9 protein-coding genes are annotated in these 14,482 nt (G+C 61.7%); 6 read left to right on the forward strand and 3 right to left on the reverse strand.

Annotation, left to right across the window (positions count from 1 at the left end; translation table 11 throughout):
- Nucleotides 1-3: 3 nt before the first annotated feature.
- Both C8K66_RS28030 and C8K66_RS28035 read right to left on the reverse strand, forming a co-directional pair.
- Nucleotides 4-1,326: a sugar ABC transporter substrate-binding protein gene (locus C8K66_RS28030; protein ID WP_046383192.1), complete on the reverse strand. Its 1,323-nt coding sequence runs from the start codon at nt 1,324-1,326 to the stop codon at nt 4-6.
- A gap of 178 nt (nt 1,327-1,504) precedes the next feature.
- Nucleotides 1,505-2,410 carry an AraC family transcriptional regulator gene (locus C8K66_RS28035; protein ID WP_017848432.1) on the reverse strand — a complete coding sequence of 302 codons (906 nt, stop codon included), beginning with the start codon at nt 2,408-2,410 and terminating at the stop codon, nt 1,505-1,507.
- 245 nt (nt 2,411-2,655) lie between these two features.
- Here C8K66_RS28035 and C8K66_RS28040 point away from each other — a divergent pair, with 245 nt between their 5' ends.
- Complete coding sequence (locus C8K66_RS28040) at nt 2,656-3,168, forward strand: GNAT family N-acetyltransferase (protein WP_026140209.1); 513 nt, start codon at nt 2,656-2,658, stop codon at nt 3,166-3,168.
- 76 nt (nt 3,169-3,244) lie between these two features.
- Here the strand turns inward: C8K66_RS28040 and C8K66_RS28045 are convergent, their stop codons facing one another.
- A complete protein-coding gene (locus C8K66_RS28045) occupies nt 3,245-4,534 on the reverse strand; it encodes a glycosyltransferase (protein ID WP_108526604.1) in 1,290 nt (429 codons plus the stop codon).
- 170 nt (nt 4,535-4,704) lie between these two features.
- Between C8K66_RS28045 and tpx the strand changes: the two genes are divergently transcribed.
- From tpx to C8K66_RS28070, 5 genes are all read left to right on the forward strand, one after another.
- Nucleotides 4,705-5,205, forward strand: coding sequence for a thiol peroxidase (tpx, locus tag C8K66_RS28050; RefSeq protein ID WP_017848435.1), 501 nt, complete (start codon nt 4,705-4,707; stop codon nt 5,203-5,205).
- 232 nt (nt 5,206-5,437) lie between these two features.
- Entirely contained in the window at nt 5,438-6,736 is a 1,299-nt protein-coding gene (locus tag C8K66_RS28055; RefSeq protein ID WP_046383194.1) for an MdtA/MuxA family multidrug efflux RND transporter periplasmic adaptor subunit, read from the forward strand.
- The gene (locus C8K66_RS28060) at nt 6,733-9,834 is read left to right on the forward strand and encodes an MdtB/MuxB family multidrug efflux RND transporter permease subunit (protein ID WP_102618160.1); all 3,102 of its coding nucleotides are present in this window, start codon (nt 6,733-6,735) and stop codon (nt 9,832-9,834) included. The genes C8K66_RS28055 and C8K66_RS28060 overlap by 4 nt, the downstream gene beginning before the upstream one ends.
- The gene (locus C8K66_RS28065; protein WP_057005254.1) at nt 9,831-12,938 is read left to right on the forward strand and encodes an efflux RND transporter permease subunit; all 3,108 of its coding nucleotides are present in this window, start codon (nt 9,831-9,833) and stop codon (nt 12,936-12,938) included. The genes C8K66_RS28060 and C8K66_RS28065 overlap by 4 nt, the downstream gene beginning before the upstream one ends.
- Nucleotides 12,935-14,404: an efflux transporter outer membrane subunit gene (locus C8K66_RS28070; protein ID WP_108526606.1), complete on the forward strand. Its 1,470-nt coding sequence runs from the start codon at nt 12,935-12,937 to the stop codon at nt 14,402-14,404. The genes C8K66_RS28065 and C8K66_RS28070 overlap by 4 nt, the downstream gene beginning before the upstream one ends.
- Nucleotides 14,405-14,482 lie beyond the last annotated feature (78 nt).

Below are 14,482 nucleotides of genomic sequence, written 5' to 3' on the forward strand. Positions count from 1 at the left end.
GGGTTACTTGGGATAACCGGCCCGCTTCATTTCACGCTCGGTGGTGGTCTGCGCGGCGCTCAAGGCTTGATCCACGGTTTGCTGACCGGTCAGCGCACCCGAGAAGAACTTGCCGACCTGGGTACCGATCGCCTGGAACTCAGGAATGGTCACCAGTTGGATACCGATATACGGCACCGGCTTGAGCGTCGGTTGGGTCGGGTCGGCGACTTTCAGCGATTCCAGGGTGACCTTGGCGAACGGCGCGGCCTGCATGTACGCGTCGCTGTAGGTCGACTTGCGCGTCCCTGGCGGGACGTTGGCGATGCCGTCGGTCTTGGCGACCAGGGCGCCGTATTCCTTGGAAGTCGCCCAACTGGTGAACAGCTTGGCGGCGTCCTTGGCTTTGGAGCTGGTCGGGATCGCCAGGCTCCAGGAGTACAGCCACGAGGTGCCTTTGTCGGTCTTCTCGTGGGGGGCGAAGGTGAAGCCGACGTGGTCTGCCACCTTGCTTTGGGTCTTGTCGGTGACGAACGAGCCGGCCACGCTGGCGTCGACCCAGATCGCGCACTTGCCGCTGTTGAACAGCGCGAGGTTTTCGTTGAAACCGTTGCTCGAAGCGCCCGGCGGGCCGGATTTCTTCATGTTGTCGACGTAGAAGTTCAGCGCGTCCTTCCATTCGGGGCCATTGAATTCAGGCTGCCATTTTTCGTCGAACCAGCGCGCGCCATAGCCGTTGGCCAGGGTGGTGATCAGCGCCATGTTTTCACCCCAACCGGCTTTGCCGCGCAGGCACAGGCCGTATTGCTCTTTGGTTTTGTCGGTGAGCTTTGCCGCGTATTCGCCGATCTGCGTCCAGGTCGGGTGCTCGGGCATGCTCAGCCCGGCGTCCTTGAACAGGTCGGTGCGGTAATAGGTGATCGAACTTTCGGCATAGAACGGTAGGGCGTACAGCGAACCCTTGACGGACAAACCGTCACGCACAGAAGGGAACACATCGTCGAGGTCGTAGGACGCCGGTAGGTCCTTCATCGGTTCCAGCCAGCCCTTGGCGCCCCAGAGTGCGGCTTCGTACATGCCGATGGTCAACACGTCGAACTGCCCGCCCTGGGTGGCGATGTCGGTGGTCAGGCGTTGGCGCAGGACGTTTTCTTCGAGCACCACCCAATTCAACTTGATGTCCGGGTGCTCGGCCTCGAAGGTCTTCGAGAGCTTTTGCATGCGGATCATGTCGCTGTTGTTGACGGTGGCAATGGTCAGGGTTTGCGCGCCAAGGCTGACGGCGCTGAGGGTCATGCATGCCGTCATGCAAGAACAGGCAAGCAGTGTTTTTGCTGTGAACTTCATCGCGCACTCCTTTTCTGCGCCCAGGGGCTGCAGAAGGACAGTTATTGTTGTTGTGTCTTCCCACGCGGAGCCAGGAAGAGTGTGCGTTGATTACAGCCCTCAAATGGGGGGTGTGACAAATCCTTGGGCGCACTGGGACTGATACTTTTTTGTACTCGCTCACCAAAAGCCGAAACGATTAAGCCAGGTTCTGTTCGGTGAGCCGCTGCACCGCCAGGCGCCGGTAGTGGGAAGGCGTCATGCCTTTAAGTTGCTGGAAGCGGCGATTGAAGTTGGAAATGTTGTTGAACCCCGACTCGAAGCACACATCGGTGACGGCTTTGTCGCCATCGGCCAGCAGTTCGCAGGACTTGCTGATGCGCAGGCGATTGACGAATTCGATAAACGTGCGCCCGGTGGCCTGCTTGAACACCCGCGAGAAATACGTCGGTTTCATCCCCAGGTAATCGGCCACTTCCTCCAGTGACAACTCCCGTGCGTAATGCGCAAAGATGTAGTCCACCGCCCGGTTGGTGCGGTCGATGCTGTGTTCGTCGGCCAGTTGCGGCGTGGTCACGCCGGACAGCAGTTGGTAGTCCTCACACGCGCTCAACACGTCCAGCAGGATAAAGAAGTGCCCCAGGCGCGCCATGCCCTGGGCGTCCTCGATGCGTTGCATGAGCGTCATGGCCTGGGCGATGGTCTTCTTGCAGCGAAACTCGATGCCGGACTGCGCCCGCTCCAGTAGCGGCGCGAGGGTCTTGAGCTCAGTAAAAATGTGACTGCCGTTCTCAAGCAGCTCATCGGTGAAATTCACCAGCATGTCGCGCTTGGGCACTACTTCGTCTTCCTCGACCTGGCTGATCCAGTTGTGAGGCAGGTTGGGGCCGGTAAGGAACAGGCTTTCCGGGTAGAAGTTGCCGATGTAGTCGCCGATGAACACCTTGCCGGAACTGGCGACGATCAGGTGCAGCTCGTATTCCTTATGGAAATGCCAGCGCACCAACGGGCAAGGGAAACCGTGCTGGCGATAGATGATGGACAGACCGTTGTGATCGTCCATCAGCTCGTAGGAAGGGTCGGTGATTCGCGTTGCTCGGGTCATGCTGCCGTCGCTTTATTGTGGTTGCGCTCCGCAATAATGCCCCCTTGTGTGCTGTCGCTGCCAGCGGCAAGTTGGTTGGAGCATCCCTGAAGGCCGTTTTGGGTTATCGGCGACTTAATATATTTCACTGGCCTGTGCTATTAACAAAAGCGTTTACGAGCAGGCGTCGTGCTAATCGAGAGGGCATGGTCGCTAGGAGCAAAGAAGCGTTTTATCTGAAACAGAACACGAACAAGGAGTTGGTTATGATTCGTGATGCACTGCCCAAGGACGCGAAGAGCATTGCTGATGTTCATGTCAGTAGCTGGCAACACGCTTATGCGAATCTGATGCCGGCTGATTTTTTGGCCTCGCTGACTGCGACATTGCCAAAAAGGGAGGCTTATTGGGCTCAGGCAATCGAAAGCAAAGACTCTGACGTTTTAGTTTCAGAGGTGGATGGAAACGTTGTCGGTTGGATTTCAGTGGGCCGTTGCCGTGATGAAGACAAGCCCGCAGCGGAGTCGGGAGAGGTCATGGCTATCTATATTTTGGCAGCGTATTGGGGTAAAGGAATCGGTGCCAAATTGTGGGAGTCAGGTTTAAACCGTTTGTTTGATCAAGGTTATAAAAATATTACCTTATGGGTTTTATCTGCAAACGAAAGAGCTGTTCGCTTTTATCAGGGGCTCGGCGGAAGAGAAGAGCCTGGCAGCCGTCGCACGCTGGTCCGTGGTGGCGTGTCGCTGGATGAGGTGAGGTATGTTTGGGGACGTTAAGGTTTAGGGCTGCCCCGAGTGACGTGCCGCGCAGCGGCGGCACGTCGAAGTTACGATATTCACGCTTCCTGATGCGCTAAAGGTTACGGTTTTTTGCCTCGATCCACTGCGACATGTATTGCGTACTTTTGTGGGCATGGTGGCGCAGCATGCCGCCGGTGAAATTATTTCGGCGGTGGGCGGCGAGGTCGTTGCGGCACTGCTCCAGGCATTCCACCAACGCGGGGCCGTGGATGTTTTGGTCATACCGGCGGGCCAGGAGTTGGCGCCCGTGCTCCTGAGCCTGGGTCCAGCGTTCGCGGTCTTGGTAAAGGCTCACGGCGGCATCGGCCAACGCCGTGGCGCTGTGGGCGATTGCCCCCGGCCACGGCTGCTCGTCGCTCATGGCTTCGGCGCCGACCGGTGTGGTGATATTCGGCGTGCCGCAGAGCATGGCATCCGCCAGCTTGCCCTTGATCCCCGCACCGAAGCGCAACGGCGCCAGGCAGATGCGCGCCGCTGTCATCACTTGCAGGGCATCCTCGGCCCAGTTCATCACATGAAACCCCTGGGCCGCGTTGTGCAGGGCCGTCGCCTTGGGCGGGGTGTAGGCACCATAGATATGCAGTTGGGCGCCTGGCAGTTGCTGGCGGATCAACGGCCAGACACTGTTCTTCATCCAGAGCACGGCATCCCAGTTCGGCGCGTGACGGAAGTTGCCGATGCTGAGGAAGTGCGCGCGCTCGTCAAAGGGGGCGAATGCTTCGGTTGGCGGCTCGAGCATCAATGGGCACCAGTGGAGCAGGGCGGCGGGCACCTTGAAGTGTTCGGTGAGCAGGCGGATTTCCACGTCGGAGATCATCAGGCTGATGTCGCAGCGATAGATGGCCGCGATCTCGCGCTTGGCCAGGTCAGTGTCGGCCATGCGCTGGAACTCGTCTTCCAGGCCCGGTGCGAACAAGGCGCTGAAGTCATCGTTGCCCGGTTGCGCCTTGAGGTCGTCCTTGAGCCGCTGCTGGCGTGCGTCGCGCAGGCTTTGCAGGTCGGAGGTTTCCAGCACCCGCAACGCTGCGGGGCAGTGCTTCTCGACGCGCCAGCCGAACTGTTCTTCCATCATGAAGCGGTCGAACAGCACGATGTCCGGGGCCAGTTCGCGGATAAAGTCGTCGAAACTGCTGTTATTGAGTTCGATGGCGCACTCGGTGATGCCGAGTGCCGGCAGGTCGGCTTTGTGCTCGCCGATGGTCGCTGGGCTGCTGAAGGTAATATCCCAACCTTGTGTAAGAAAAGTTTCGAGAATCTGCATCATATGCCCGCCGGCAGCCGAGGAGCGCGGTTCCGGCCAGACATAACCAATGACCAGGACTTTGGTGGCGGGCTGATTCATCAACAACAGATTCCTTGAGCGGGGACGAAAACCGCGCAATTAAACCACAACCGCCCGCGTGCCCGGCGAGACATGACAATTTGTGTCTGGCGGTAGGTCGCCACGGCACTTTGTGGTTAACTTCCGCCTCTCGAATTCGTTTAACCAAACCCAGCATAAGGATTCCGTTCATGGCTCAAGTCACCCTTCGTGGTAACCCCGTCCAAGTTGAAGGCGAACTGCCGCAAACCGGCTCCAAAGCGCCAGACTTCACCCTGACCGCCGGCGATCTGTCGGACGTGACCCTGGCCACCTTTGCCGGCAAGCGTAAAGTGTTGAACATCTTCCCAAGCGTCGACACCCCGACCTGTGCCACGTCGGTACGCACGTTCAACGCCCAGGCCGACAAAGTGGCCAACACCGTGGTGCTGTGCATCTCCTCTGACCTGCCGTTTGCCCAGAAGCGTTTTTGCGGCACCGAAGGCCTGGACAACGTGCAGAGCCTGTCGGACTTCCGCAACGCTGATTTCGCCGTTGACTACGGCGTTTCGATTGCTGACGGCCCGCTCCGGGCTCTGACCGCCCGTGCCGTCGTTGTGCTGGATGAAAACGACAATGTACTGCACAGCGAACTGGTCCCTGAAATCGGCCAAGAGCCAAACTACGAAGCAGCCCTGGCTGTTTTGAAGTAACTGTTTCTGCGCATTACTGTCGTTATGCAGTAACACTGCGCGGTACATAATTGCGGCCTGGCCTAGTCCAGGCCGTTTTTATTTGCTGGTCAGATGTTTAGCGAAATAGCCGGTGGACTAAGCTCAAAAGTTAAAAGTTGTAAGCCCAAGGTAAATAGCCGGTAAAGGCGCTTTTCTTAACGCGCCCCAGTGCTTATCTTTCAGCCTCCCAAAGAAGAAGCCCTCGCGCCCAATGGTTGATCACTCCATGCAATCCTCCCCCCGCAACTCCCGTCGCTGGCTGTTCGGCCTGCTCGTGCTGCTGGTTATCGCCGGCCTGTGCTGGAAATTCTGGCCCACCGGCGCGCCCCATCCAGAAGCGCCAGCCGGCCGCACCGGTAAAACGGGCATGGCGCGCCCTGGTTTCGGCGGCTCCACCGGCCCGGTGCCGGTGCGCGTGGCGCCGGCGGTGCTGGGGGAGTTCCCGGTGTACTACAAGGCACTGGGGACGGTCACCGCGCTCAACACTATTAATGTACGCAGTCGGGTGGGCGGCGAGTTGGTGAAGATCGCCTTTGAAGAAGGGCAGATGGTCAAGGCCGGCGACTTGCTGGCGGAAATCGACCCGCGCAGTTACCAGAACGCCTTGCTCCAGGCCCAGGGCACGCTGATGCAGAACCAGGCCCAATTGAAAAACGCCCAGGTCGATGTCGAGCGTTATCGCGGCTTGTATGCCCAGGACAGTATCGCCAAGCAAACCCTGGACACCGCCGAAGCGCTGGTCCTGCAATACCAGGGCACGGTCAAGACCAACCAGGGCGCGGTCGACGACGCCAAGCTCAACCTCGAATTCACCAAGATCCGCGCGCCGATCACCGGGCGCGTCGGCCTGCGTCAGCTCGACGTCGGTAACCTGGTGGCCGCCAACGACACCACGGCGCTGGCGGTGATCACTCAGACCCAGCCGATCAGCGTGGCCTTCACTCTGCCGGAGAACAGCCTGGAAACCGTGCTCGCCCGTTACCACGCCGGCAACAAGCTGCCGGTGGAAGCCTGGGACCGCGGCGACGCCAAGCGCCAAGCCACCGGCGTGCTGCAGAGCCTGGATAACCAGATCGACGTCACCACCGGCACCTTGAAGTTCAAGGCGCGCTTCGATAACAAAGACCAGGCGCTGTTCCCCAATCAGTTCGTCAACGTGCATCTGCTCGCCGACACCCTGCACAACGTCGTGCTGGCACCGTCCGCCGCCATCCAGTTCGGCAACGCCGGCACCTTTGTCTACAAGCTCGACGGCGACAAGAAGGTCAAGGTCCAGCCCCTGGTGGTCGGCGATAGCGACGGCGACAACACCGTGATCAAGCAAGGCCTGGTCGCCGGCGACCGCGTGGTGCTGGAAGGCACCGACCGCCTGAAGGACGGCAGTGAAGTCGAAGTGGTCAACGACAGCAGCCAAGTCCCGACCACGCCGACCGAGCACCTGCAAGGCAAGCCCGCGGCCAAAGGGGAGACCGGCGCTGACGCCGGCAAGGCGCAAAAGGTCGGTTCATGAACCTGTCGCGGCTGTTTATCCTTCGCCCGGTCGCTACCACGCTGAGCATGCTGGCGATTGTCCTGGCAGGGATCATCTCGTACCGCTTGTTGCCGGTCTCGGCCTTGCCCCAGGTGGACTACCCGACCATCCGGGTGATGACCCTGTACCCCGGCGCCAGCCCGGATGTGATGACCAGCGCAGTCACCGCGCCCCTGGAGCGCCAGTTCGGGCAAATGCCCGGCTTGACCCAGATGGCCTCCACCAGCTCCGGCGGGGCCTCAGTGCTGACCCTGCGCTTCAACCTCGATATCAATATGGATGTCGCCGAGCAACAGGTGCAGGCCGCGATCAACGCCGCGACCAACCTGCTGCCCAAGGACTTGCCGGCGCCGCCGGTGTACAACAAGGTCAACCCGGCGGATACCCCGGTGCTGACCCTGGCGATTACCTCCAAGACCATGCTGCTGCCCAAGCTCAATGACCTGGTCGACACACGCATGGCGCAAAAGATCGCGCAGATCAGCGGCGTCGGCATGGTCAGCATTGCCGGTGGCCAGCGCCAGGCCGTGCGTATCAAGGTCAACCCCGAGGCCCTGGCGGCCAACGGCTTGAACCTGTCGGATGTACGCACGCTGATTACCGCGTCCAACGTCAACCAGCCCAAGGGCAACTTCGACGGGCCGACCCGCGTGTCGATGCTCGACGCCAACGACCAACTGGTGTCGCCGCAGCAATACGCCGAACTGATCCTGGCCTACAAAAATGGCGCGCCGCTGCGTCTGAAGGACGTCGCGCAGATCGTCGACGGCGCCGAAAACGAACGCCTCGCCGCCTGGGCCAACGAAAACCAGGCCGTGCTGCTGAATATCCAGCGCCAGCCCGGTGCCAACGTGATCGAGGTAGTCGACCGTATCAAGGCCCTGCTGCCGAGCATCACCGATAACCTGCCGGCCGGCCTGGATGTGACGGTGCTGACCGACCGTACCCAGACCATCCGCGCCTCGGTCACCGACGTGCAGCACGAATTGCTGATCGCGATTGCCCTGGTGGTGATGGTGACCTTCCTGTTCCTGCGCCGCGTCAGCGCGACGATCATCCCGTCGATCGCTGTGCCACTGTCACTGGTGGGCACCTTTGGCGTGATGTACCTGGCGGGTTTCTCGATCAACAACCTGACGCTGATGGCCCTGACCATCGCCACTGGCTTCGTGGTCGACGATGCGATCGTGATGCTGGAGAACATCTCGCGTTATATCGAGGAAGGTGAAACCCCGCTGGCCGCCGCGCTCAAGGGCGCCAAACAGATCGGCTTCACCCTGATTTCCCTGACCCTGTCGCTGATCGCCGTATTGATTCCGTTGCTGTTCATGGGCGATGTGGTCGGGCGGCTGTTCCGCGAGTTCGCCATCACCCTGGCGGTGGCGATCCTGATTTCCCTGGTGGTGTCCCTGACCCTGACGCCGATGATGTGCGCGCGCCTGCTCAAGCGTGAGCCCGAGGAAGCAGAACAGAGCCGTTTCTACAAGGCCAGCGGCGCCTGGATCGATTGGTTGATCGCGGCCTACGGGCGCAAGTTGCAGTGGGTGCTCAAGCACCAGCCGCTGACGTTGCTGGTGGCCATCGCCACCCTGGGCCTCACCGTGGTGCTGTACCTGGTGGTGCCCAAGGGCTTTTTCCCGGTGCAGGACACCGGGGTGATCCAGGGCATTTCCGAAGCGCCGCAGTCGATTTCTTTCGCAGCCATGAGCCAGCGCCAGCAGGAGTTGGCGAAGATCATCCTGGCCGACCCGGCGGTGGAAAGCCTGTCGTCCTACATCGGTGTGGATGGCGACAACGCCACCCTCAACAGCGGTCGCTTGCTGATCAACCTCAAGGCCCATGGGCAGCGGAACTTGAGCGCGGCCCAGGTGATCACCCGCCTGCAGCCGCAAATCGACAAACTGGTGGGCATCCGCCTGTACATGCAGCCGGTGCAGGATCTGACCATCGAAGACCGCGTCAGCCGCACCCAGTACCAGTTCAGCATGTCGTCACCCGATGCCGAACTGCTGGCGTTGTGGAGTGAAAAGCTGGTCCATGCCTTGAGCCAGTTGCCGCAGCTCACCGACGTCGCCAGCGACCTGCAGGACAAGGGCCTGCAGGTGTACCTGGTGATCGACCGCGATGCGGCCTCGCGCCTGGGCGTCAACGTGTCGACCATCACCGATGCGCTGTACGACGCCTTCGGTCAGCGGCAGATTTCCACCATCTACACCCAGGCCAGCCAATACCGCGTGGTGTTGCAGGCCCAGTCGGGCGAGACCCTGGGGCCGGATGCGCTAAACCAGATCCACGTCAAGACCACCGACGGCGGCCAGGTGCGGCTGTCGAGCCTGGCCCATGTGGAACAGCGCCAGGCGCAGTTGGCGATTGCGCATATCGGCCAGTTCCCGGCGGTGATGATGTCGTTCAACCTGGCCCCTGGCGTCGCACTGGGCAAGGGCGTGGAGTTGATCAACCAGACCCAGAAAGATATCGGCATGCCGGTCGGCGTGCAGACCCAGTTCCAGGGCGCGGCCCAGGCGTTCGAAGCCTCGCTGTCGAGCACCTTGCTGCTGATCCTGGCGGCGGTGGTCACCATGTACATCGTGCTCGGCGTGCTCTACGAGAGCTACATCCACCCGGTCACCATCCTCTCGACCCTGCCTTCGGCGGCGGTGGGGGCGTTGCTGGCGTTGCTGCTCAGCGGCAATGACCTGGGCATGATCGCGATCATCGGCATCATTTTGCTGATCGGTATCGTCAAGAAGAACGCGATCATGATGATCGACTTCGCCCTCGACGCCGAACGCAACCAGGGCCTTGACCCGCAGACCGCGATCTATCAGGCGGCGCTGTTGCGCTTCCGGCCGATCCTGATGACCACCCTGGCCGCGCTGTTCGGCGCGGTGCCATTGATGCTGGCCACCGGTTCCGGTGCGGAGCTGCGTCAACCCCTGGGCCTGGTGATGGTCGGCGGTTTGCTGGTGAGCCAGGTATTGACCCTGTTCACCACGCCGGTGATCTACCTGTACTTCGATCGCCTGGGGCGGCGCTGGCGCAAAGAGCCGCAACGCCTGGAGCCGGTTGAGTCATGAACCTGTCCGGACCTTTCATTCGCCGCCCGGTCGCGACCATGCTGTTGAGCCTGGCGATCATGTTGCTGGGCGGTGTCAGCTTCAATCTGCTGCCGGTGTCGCCGCTGCCGCAGATCGACTTCCCGGTGATCGTGGTGTCGGCCAGCCTGCCCGGCGCCAGCCCCGAGGTGATGGCGTCCACTGTGGCCACGCCGCTGGAGCGCTCGTTCGGCGCGATTGCCGGTATTACCACCATGAGCAGTTCGTCGAGCCAGGGTTCGACGCGGGTGATCCTGGCGTTCGATTCCGACCGTGATATCAACGGCGCGGCGCGCGAAGTGCAGGCGGCGATCAACGCTTCGCGCAACCTGCTGCCCAGCGGTATGCGCAGCATGCCGACCTACAAGAAGATCAACCCGTCGCAGGCGCCGATCATGGTGCTGTCGCTGACCTCGGACGTATTGCAGAAGGGCCAGCTGTACGACCTGGCGTCGACCATCCTGTCGCAAAGCCTGTCCCAGGTGCCGGGCGTGGGTGAAGTGCAGATCGGCGGCAGTTCCCTGCCGGCGGTGCGGATCGAACTCGAACCCAAGGCCCTCGACCAGTACGGCGTGGCCCTCGACGATGTGCGCAACACCATCGCCAACGCCAACCAGCGTCGGCCCAAGGGTTCCCTGGAAGACGCCGAGCGCAACTGGCAGATCCAGGCCAACGACCAGCTGGAAAAAGCCAAGGACTATGAACCGCTGCTGATCCGCTACCAGAACGGCGCGGCCCTGCGCCTGGGCGATGTGGCGAAGATCAGCGACGGTGTGGAAGACCGCTACAACAGCGGCTTCTTCAACAACGATTCGGCGGTGCTGCTGGTGATCAACCGCCAGTCCGGAGCCAACATCATCGAGACCGTCCGGCAGATCAAGGCGCAGTTGCCGGCATTGCAGGCGGTGCTGCCGTCCAGCGTCAAGCTGAGCCTGGCGATGGATCGCTCGCCGGTGATCACCGCCACCCTGCACGAGGCCGAGATGACCTTGCTGATTGCCGTAGGGCTGGTGATCCTGGTGGTCTACCTGTTCCTCGGTAACTTCCGTGCGTCGCTGATTCCAACCCTGGCGGTGCCGGTGTCGCTGGTCGGCACCTTCGCGGTGATGTATCTGTTCGGTTTCTCGCTGAACAACTTCTCGCTGATGGCGCTGATCCTCGCCACCGGCCTGGTGGTGGACGATGCCATCGTGGTGCTGGAGAACATTTCCCGGCATATCGACGAGGGCGTGCCGCCGATGAAGGCGGCGTACCTGGGCGCCAAGGAAGTCGGCTTTACCTTGCTGTCGATGAACGTGTCGCTGGTGGCGGTGTTCCTGTCCATCCTGTTCATGGGCGGGATCGTCACCAGCCTGTTCCGTGAGTTTTCCATCACCTTGTCGGCGGCGATCATCGTGTCGCTGGTGGTCTCGCTGACCCTCACGCCGATGCTCTGCGCGCGTTGGCTCAAGCCTCATATCAAAGGCCAACTGACCGGTTTGCAGCGTTGGAGCCAGAAGGTCAACGACCGCATGGTCTCGGCCTACGCCACCAGCCTGGACTGGGTGCTGCGCCATCGGCGCCTGACCTTGCTCAGCCTGCTGATCACGGTGGGGGTGAATATCGCGCTGTATGTGGTGGTGCCGAAAACCTTTATGCCCCAGCAGGACACCGGGCAATTGATCGGCTTTGTGCGCGGCGACGATGGGCTGTCGTTCAGCGTGATGCAGCCGAAGATGGAGATTTTCCGCAAGGCCGTGTTGCAAGACCCGGCGGTGCTCAGCGTGGCCGGTTTCATCGGCGGCAACAGCGGCACCAACAACGCGGTGATGCTGGTTCGACTCAAGCCCATCAGCGAGCGCAAGGTCTCCGCCCAGGCGGTGATCGAGCGTCTGCGCAAGAACGTGCCCTTGGTGCCGGGCGGGCGGCTGTTCCTGATGGCTGACCAGGACCTGCAATTCGGTGGCGGGCGTGACCAGACCAGTGCGCAGTATTCCTACATCCTGCAAAGCGGTGATCTGTCTGCACTGCGCCTGTGGTACCCGAAGGTCGTGGCCGCACTGCGTGCGTTGCCCGAACTCACCGCCATCGACGCCCGCGAAGGCCGGGGCGCGGCCCAGGTGACGCTGGTCGTCGACCGCGACCAGGCCAAGCGCCTGGGTATCGACATGAACATGGTCACCGCGGTGCTGAACAACGCCTACAGCCAGCGGCAGATCTCCACGATCTATGACAGCCTCAACCAGTATCAGGTGGTGATGGAGGTCAACCCGAAATACGCCCAGGACCCGATCACCCTGAACCAGATGCAGGTGATCACCTCCACGGGCGCGCGGGTGCCGTTGTCGACCATTGCCCATTATGAGAGCAGCCTGGCGGACGACCGGGTCAGCCACGAAGGCCAGTTCGCCTCGGAAAACATCGCCTTCGACATAGCGCCCGGCGTGACGGTGGAGCAGGGCACTGCGGCCATCGAGCGGGCGATTGCCAAGGTGGGCTTGCCGGAGGACGTCATCGCCAAGATGGCCGGCACCGCCGATGCCTTTGCGGCGACCCAGAAGGGCCAGCCGTTCATGATCCTCGGCGCGCTGGTGGCGGTGTACCTGGTGTTGGGTATTCTGTATGAAAGTTATATCCACCCGCTGACGATCCTCTCGACCTTGCCGTCGGCCGGCGTCGGAGCCTTGCTCTCCATCTACCTGCTGGGCGGCGAGTTCAGCCTGATCTCCTTGCTCGGCTTGTTCCTGTTGATCGGGGTGGTGAAGAAAAACGCGATCCTGATGATCGACCTGGCGCTGCAACTGGAGCGCAATGATGGCCTGAGCCCGCTGGATTCGATTCGCAGCGCCTGCCTGTTGCGCCTGCGGCCGATCCTGATGACCACGCTGGCGGCGATCCTCGGTGCCTTGCCGTTGTTGCTCGGCAGGGCCGAAGGCGCGGAAATGCGCCAGCCCCTGGGCCTGACCATTATCGGCGGGCTGGTCTTCAGCCAGATCCTGACCCTTTACACCACCCCGGTGGTTTACCTTTATCTCGACCGCGCGCGCCATCGTTTCAACGCTTGGCGCGGCGTGCGTACCGATGCTGCCCTGGACACTGCGCTATGACCGATTCAATTTTCGCCACATTGGCCATGCCCCGTGGTTCCCGCATCGCCAGCCTGGTGCTCTGCGGGGTGTTGCTCAGCGCTTGCGCCGTCGGCCCCGACTACACGCGCCCGGAGGTCATCGAGCCGGCGCAGTTCAAGCAAGCCCAGGGCTGGCGCCAGGCTACGCCGAGCGATGCGCTGGCCCGTGGCGCCTGGTGGGAGCTGTACGGCGACCGTCAACTCAATGACCTCGTGGTCCGGCTGAACAACGCCAACCAGACCGTCGCCCAGGCCGAAGCGCGCTTCCGCCAGGCCCAGGCGCTGGTGCGCAGTTCCCGTGGGGCGTTTTACCCGACGGTGGACCTGAGCGTCGGGAAAACCCGCGCCAGCCAGGGCACCGGCAGCAGCAACGCCAGCCTCAGCAGTTCCAGCAGCGGCATCCGCGACACCCTCAACGCGCAGTTGGGCGTGAGCTGGGAAGCCGATGTCTGGGGCAAGTTGCGCCGAGGCCTGGAAGCCAAAGAGGCCAGCGCCGAAGCCAGCTCGGCGGACCTGGCCGCGATGCGCTTGAGCCAGCAGTCGGAGTTGGTGCAAAGCTACCTGCAACTGCGCGTCATGGATGAGCAGACCCGGTTGCTGCAAGCCACGCTGGACACCTACCAGCGCTCCCTGCAAATGACCGAAAACCAATACCGCGCCGGCGTCTCCGGCAAGGAAGCCGTGGCCCAGGCGCAAACCCAGCTCAAGTCCACCCAGGCCAGCCTGATCGACCTGATCTGGCAGCGTGCCCAGCTGGAAAACGCCATCGCCGTGTTGATCGGCGAGGCGCCGGCCAACTTCAACCTGGCCGTGAGCAAGGACATTCCGGCCTTGCCGCAGATTCCGGTGAGCCTGCCGTCGCAATTGCTCGAACGGCGCCCGGACATCGCCTCGGCCGAACGCTCGGTGATCGCCGCCAACGCCAATATCGGCGTGGCCAAGGCCGCCTATTACCCGGACCTGAGCCTGAGCCTGGCTGGCGGTTATTCCAGCAGCACCTATTCAGACTGGATCAGCCTGCCGAACCGCTTCTGGTCGGTCGGGCCGAAACTGGCGATGACCCTGTTCGACGGCGGCCAGCGCTCGGCGGAAGTCGACCGCACCGTGGCCAGTTACGATGAAACCGTGGCCAAGTACCGCCAGACCGTGCTGGATGGTTTCCGCGAAGTGGAAAACTATATGGTCCAGCTCAAGGTGCTGGAAGACGAAGCCGTGGTCAGCAACGAAGCCCTGGAGGCCGCTCGCGAATCGCTGCGCCTGACCCAGAACCAATACAAAGCGGGGCTGATCGCTTACCTGGATGTGGTCACCGTGCAGGCAACGGCGCTGAGTAACGAACGCACCGTGCTGACCTTGCTGCAGACGCGATTGGTGGCCAGTGTGCAACTGATCGCCGCGTTGGGCGGTGGTTGGGATGGGCAGACTCAAGTGGCGGAAAAGGAGTGAAGTCCGGGCCTTTTTGAATGGGCAGATTGACCTCAAAATGCCGGTGCTGGTCCTATTATAATTAATCGCCTGTTCAAT

Source organism: Pseudomonas sp. GV105 (assembly GCF_003058185.1).
Classification (GTDB): Bacteria; Pseudomonadota; Gammaproteobacteria; order Pseudomonadales; family Pseudomonadaceae; genus Aquipseudomonas; species Aquipseudomonas veronii.

Bases quoted from the DNA above. Each gene is read 5' to 3' on its own strand.
- C8K66_RS28030 (WP_046383192.1), bottom strand. From the start codon at position 1,326: ATGAAGTTCACAGCAAAAACACTGCTTGCCTGTTCTTGCATGACGGCA.
- C8K66_RS28035 (WP_017848432.1), bottom strand. From the start codon at position 2,410: ATGACCCGAGCAACGCGAATCACCGACCCTTCCTACGAGCTGATGGAC.
- C8K66_RS28040 (WP_026140209.1), top strand. From the start codon at position 2,656: ATGATTCGTGATGCACTGCCCAAGGACGCGAAGAGCATTGCTGATGTT.
- C8K66_RS28045 (WP_108526604.1), bottom strand. From the start codon at position 4,534: ATGAATCAGCCCGCCACCAAAGTCCTGGTCATTGGTTATGTCTGGCCG.
- tpx (WP_017848435.1), top strand. From the start codon at position 4,705: ATGGCTCAAGTCACCCTTCGTGGTAACCCCGTCCAAGTTGAAGGCGAA.
- C8K66_RS28055 (WP_046383194.1), top strand. From the start codon at position 5,438: ATGGTTGATCACTCCATGCAATCCTCCCCCCGCAACTCCCGTCGCTGG.
- C8K66_RS28060 (WP_102618160.1), top strand. From the start codon at position 6,733: ATGAACCTGTCGCGGCTGTTTATCCTTCGCCCGGTCGCTACCACGCTG.
- C8K66_RS28065 (WP_057005254.1), top strand. From the start codon at position 9,831: ATGAACCTGTCCGGACCTTTCATTCGCCGCCCGGTCGCGACCATGCTG.
- C8K66_RS28070 (WP_108526606.1), top strand. From the start codon at position 12,935: ATGACCGATTCAATTTTCGCCACATTGGCCATGCCCCGTGGTTCCCGC.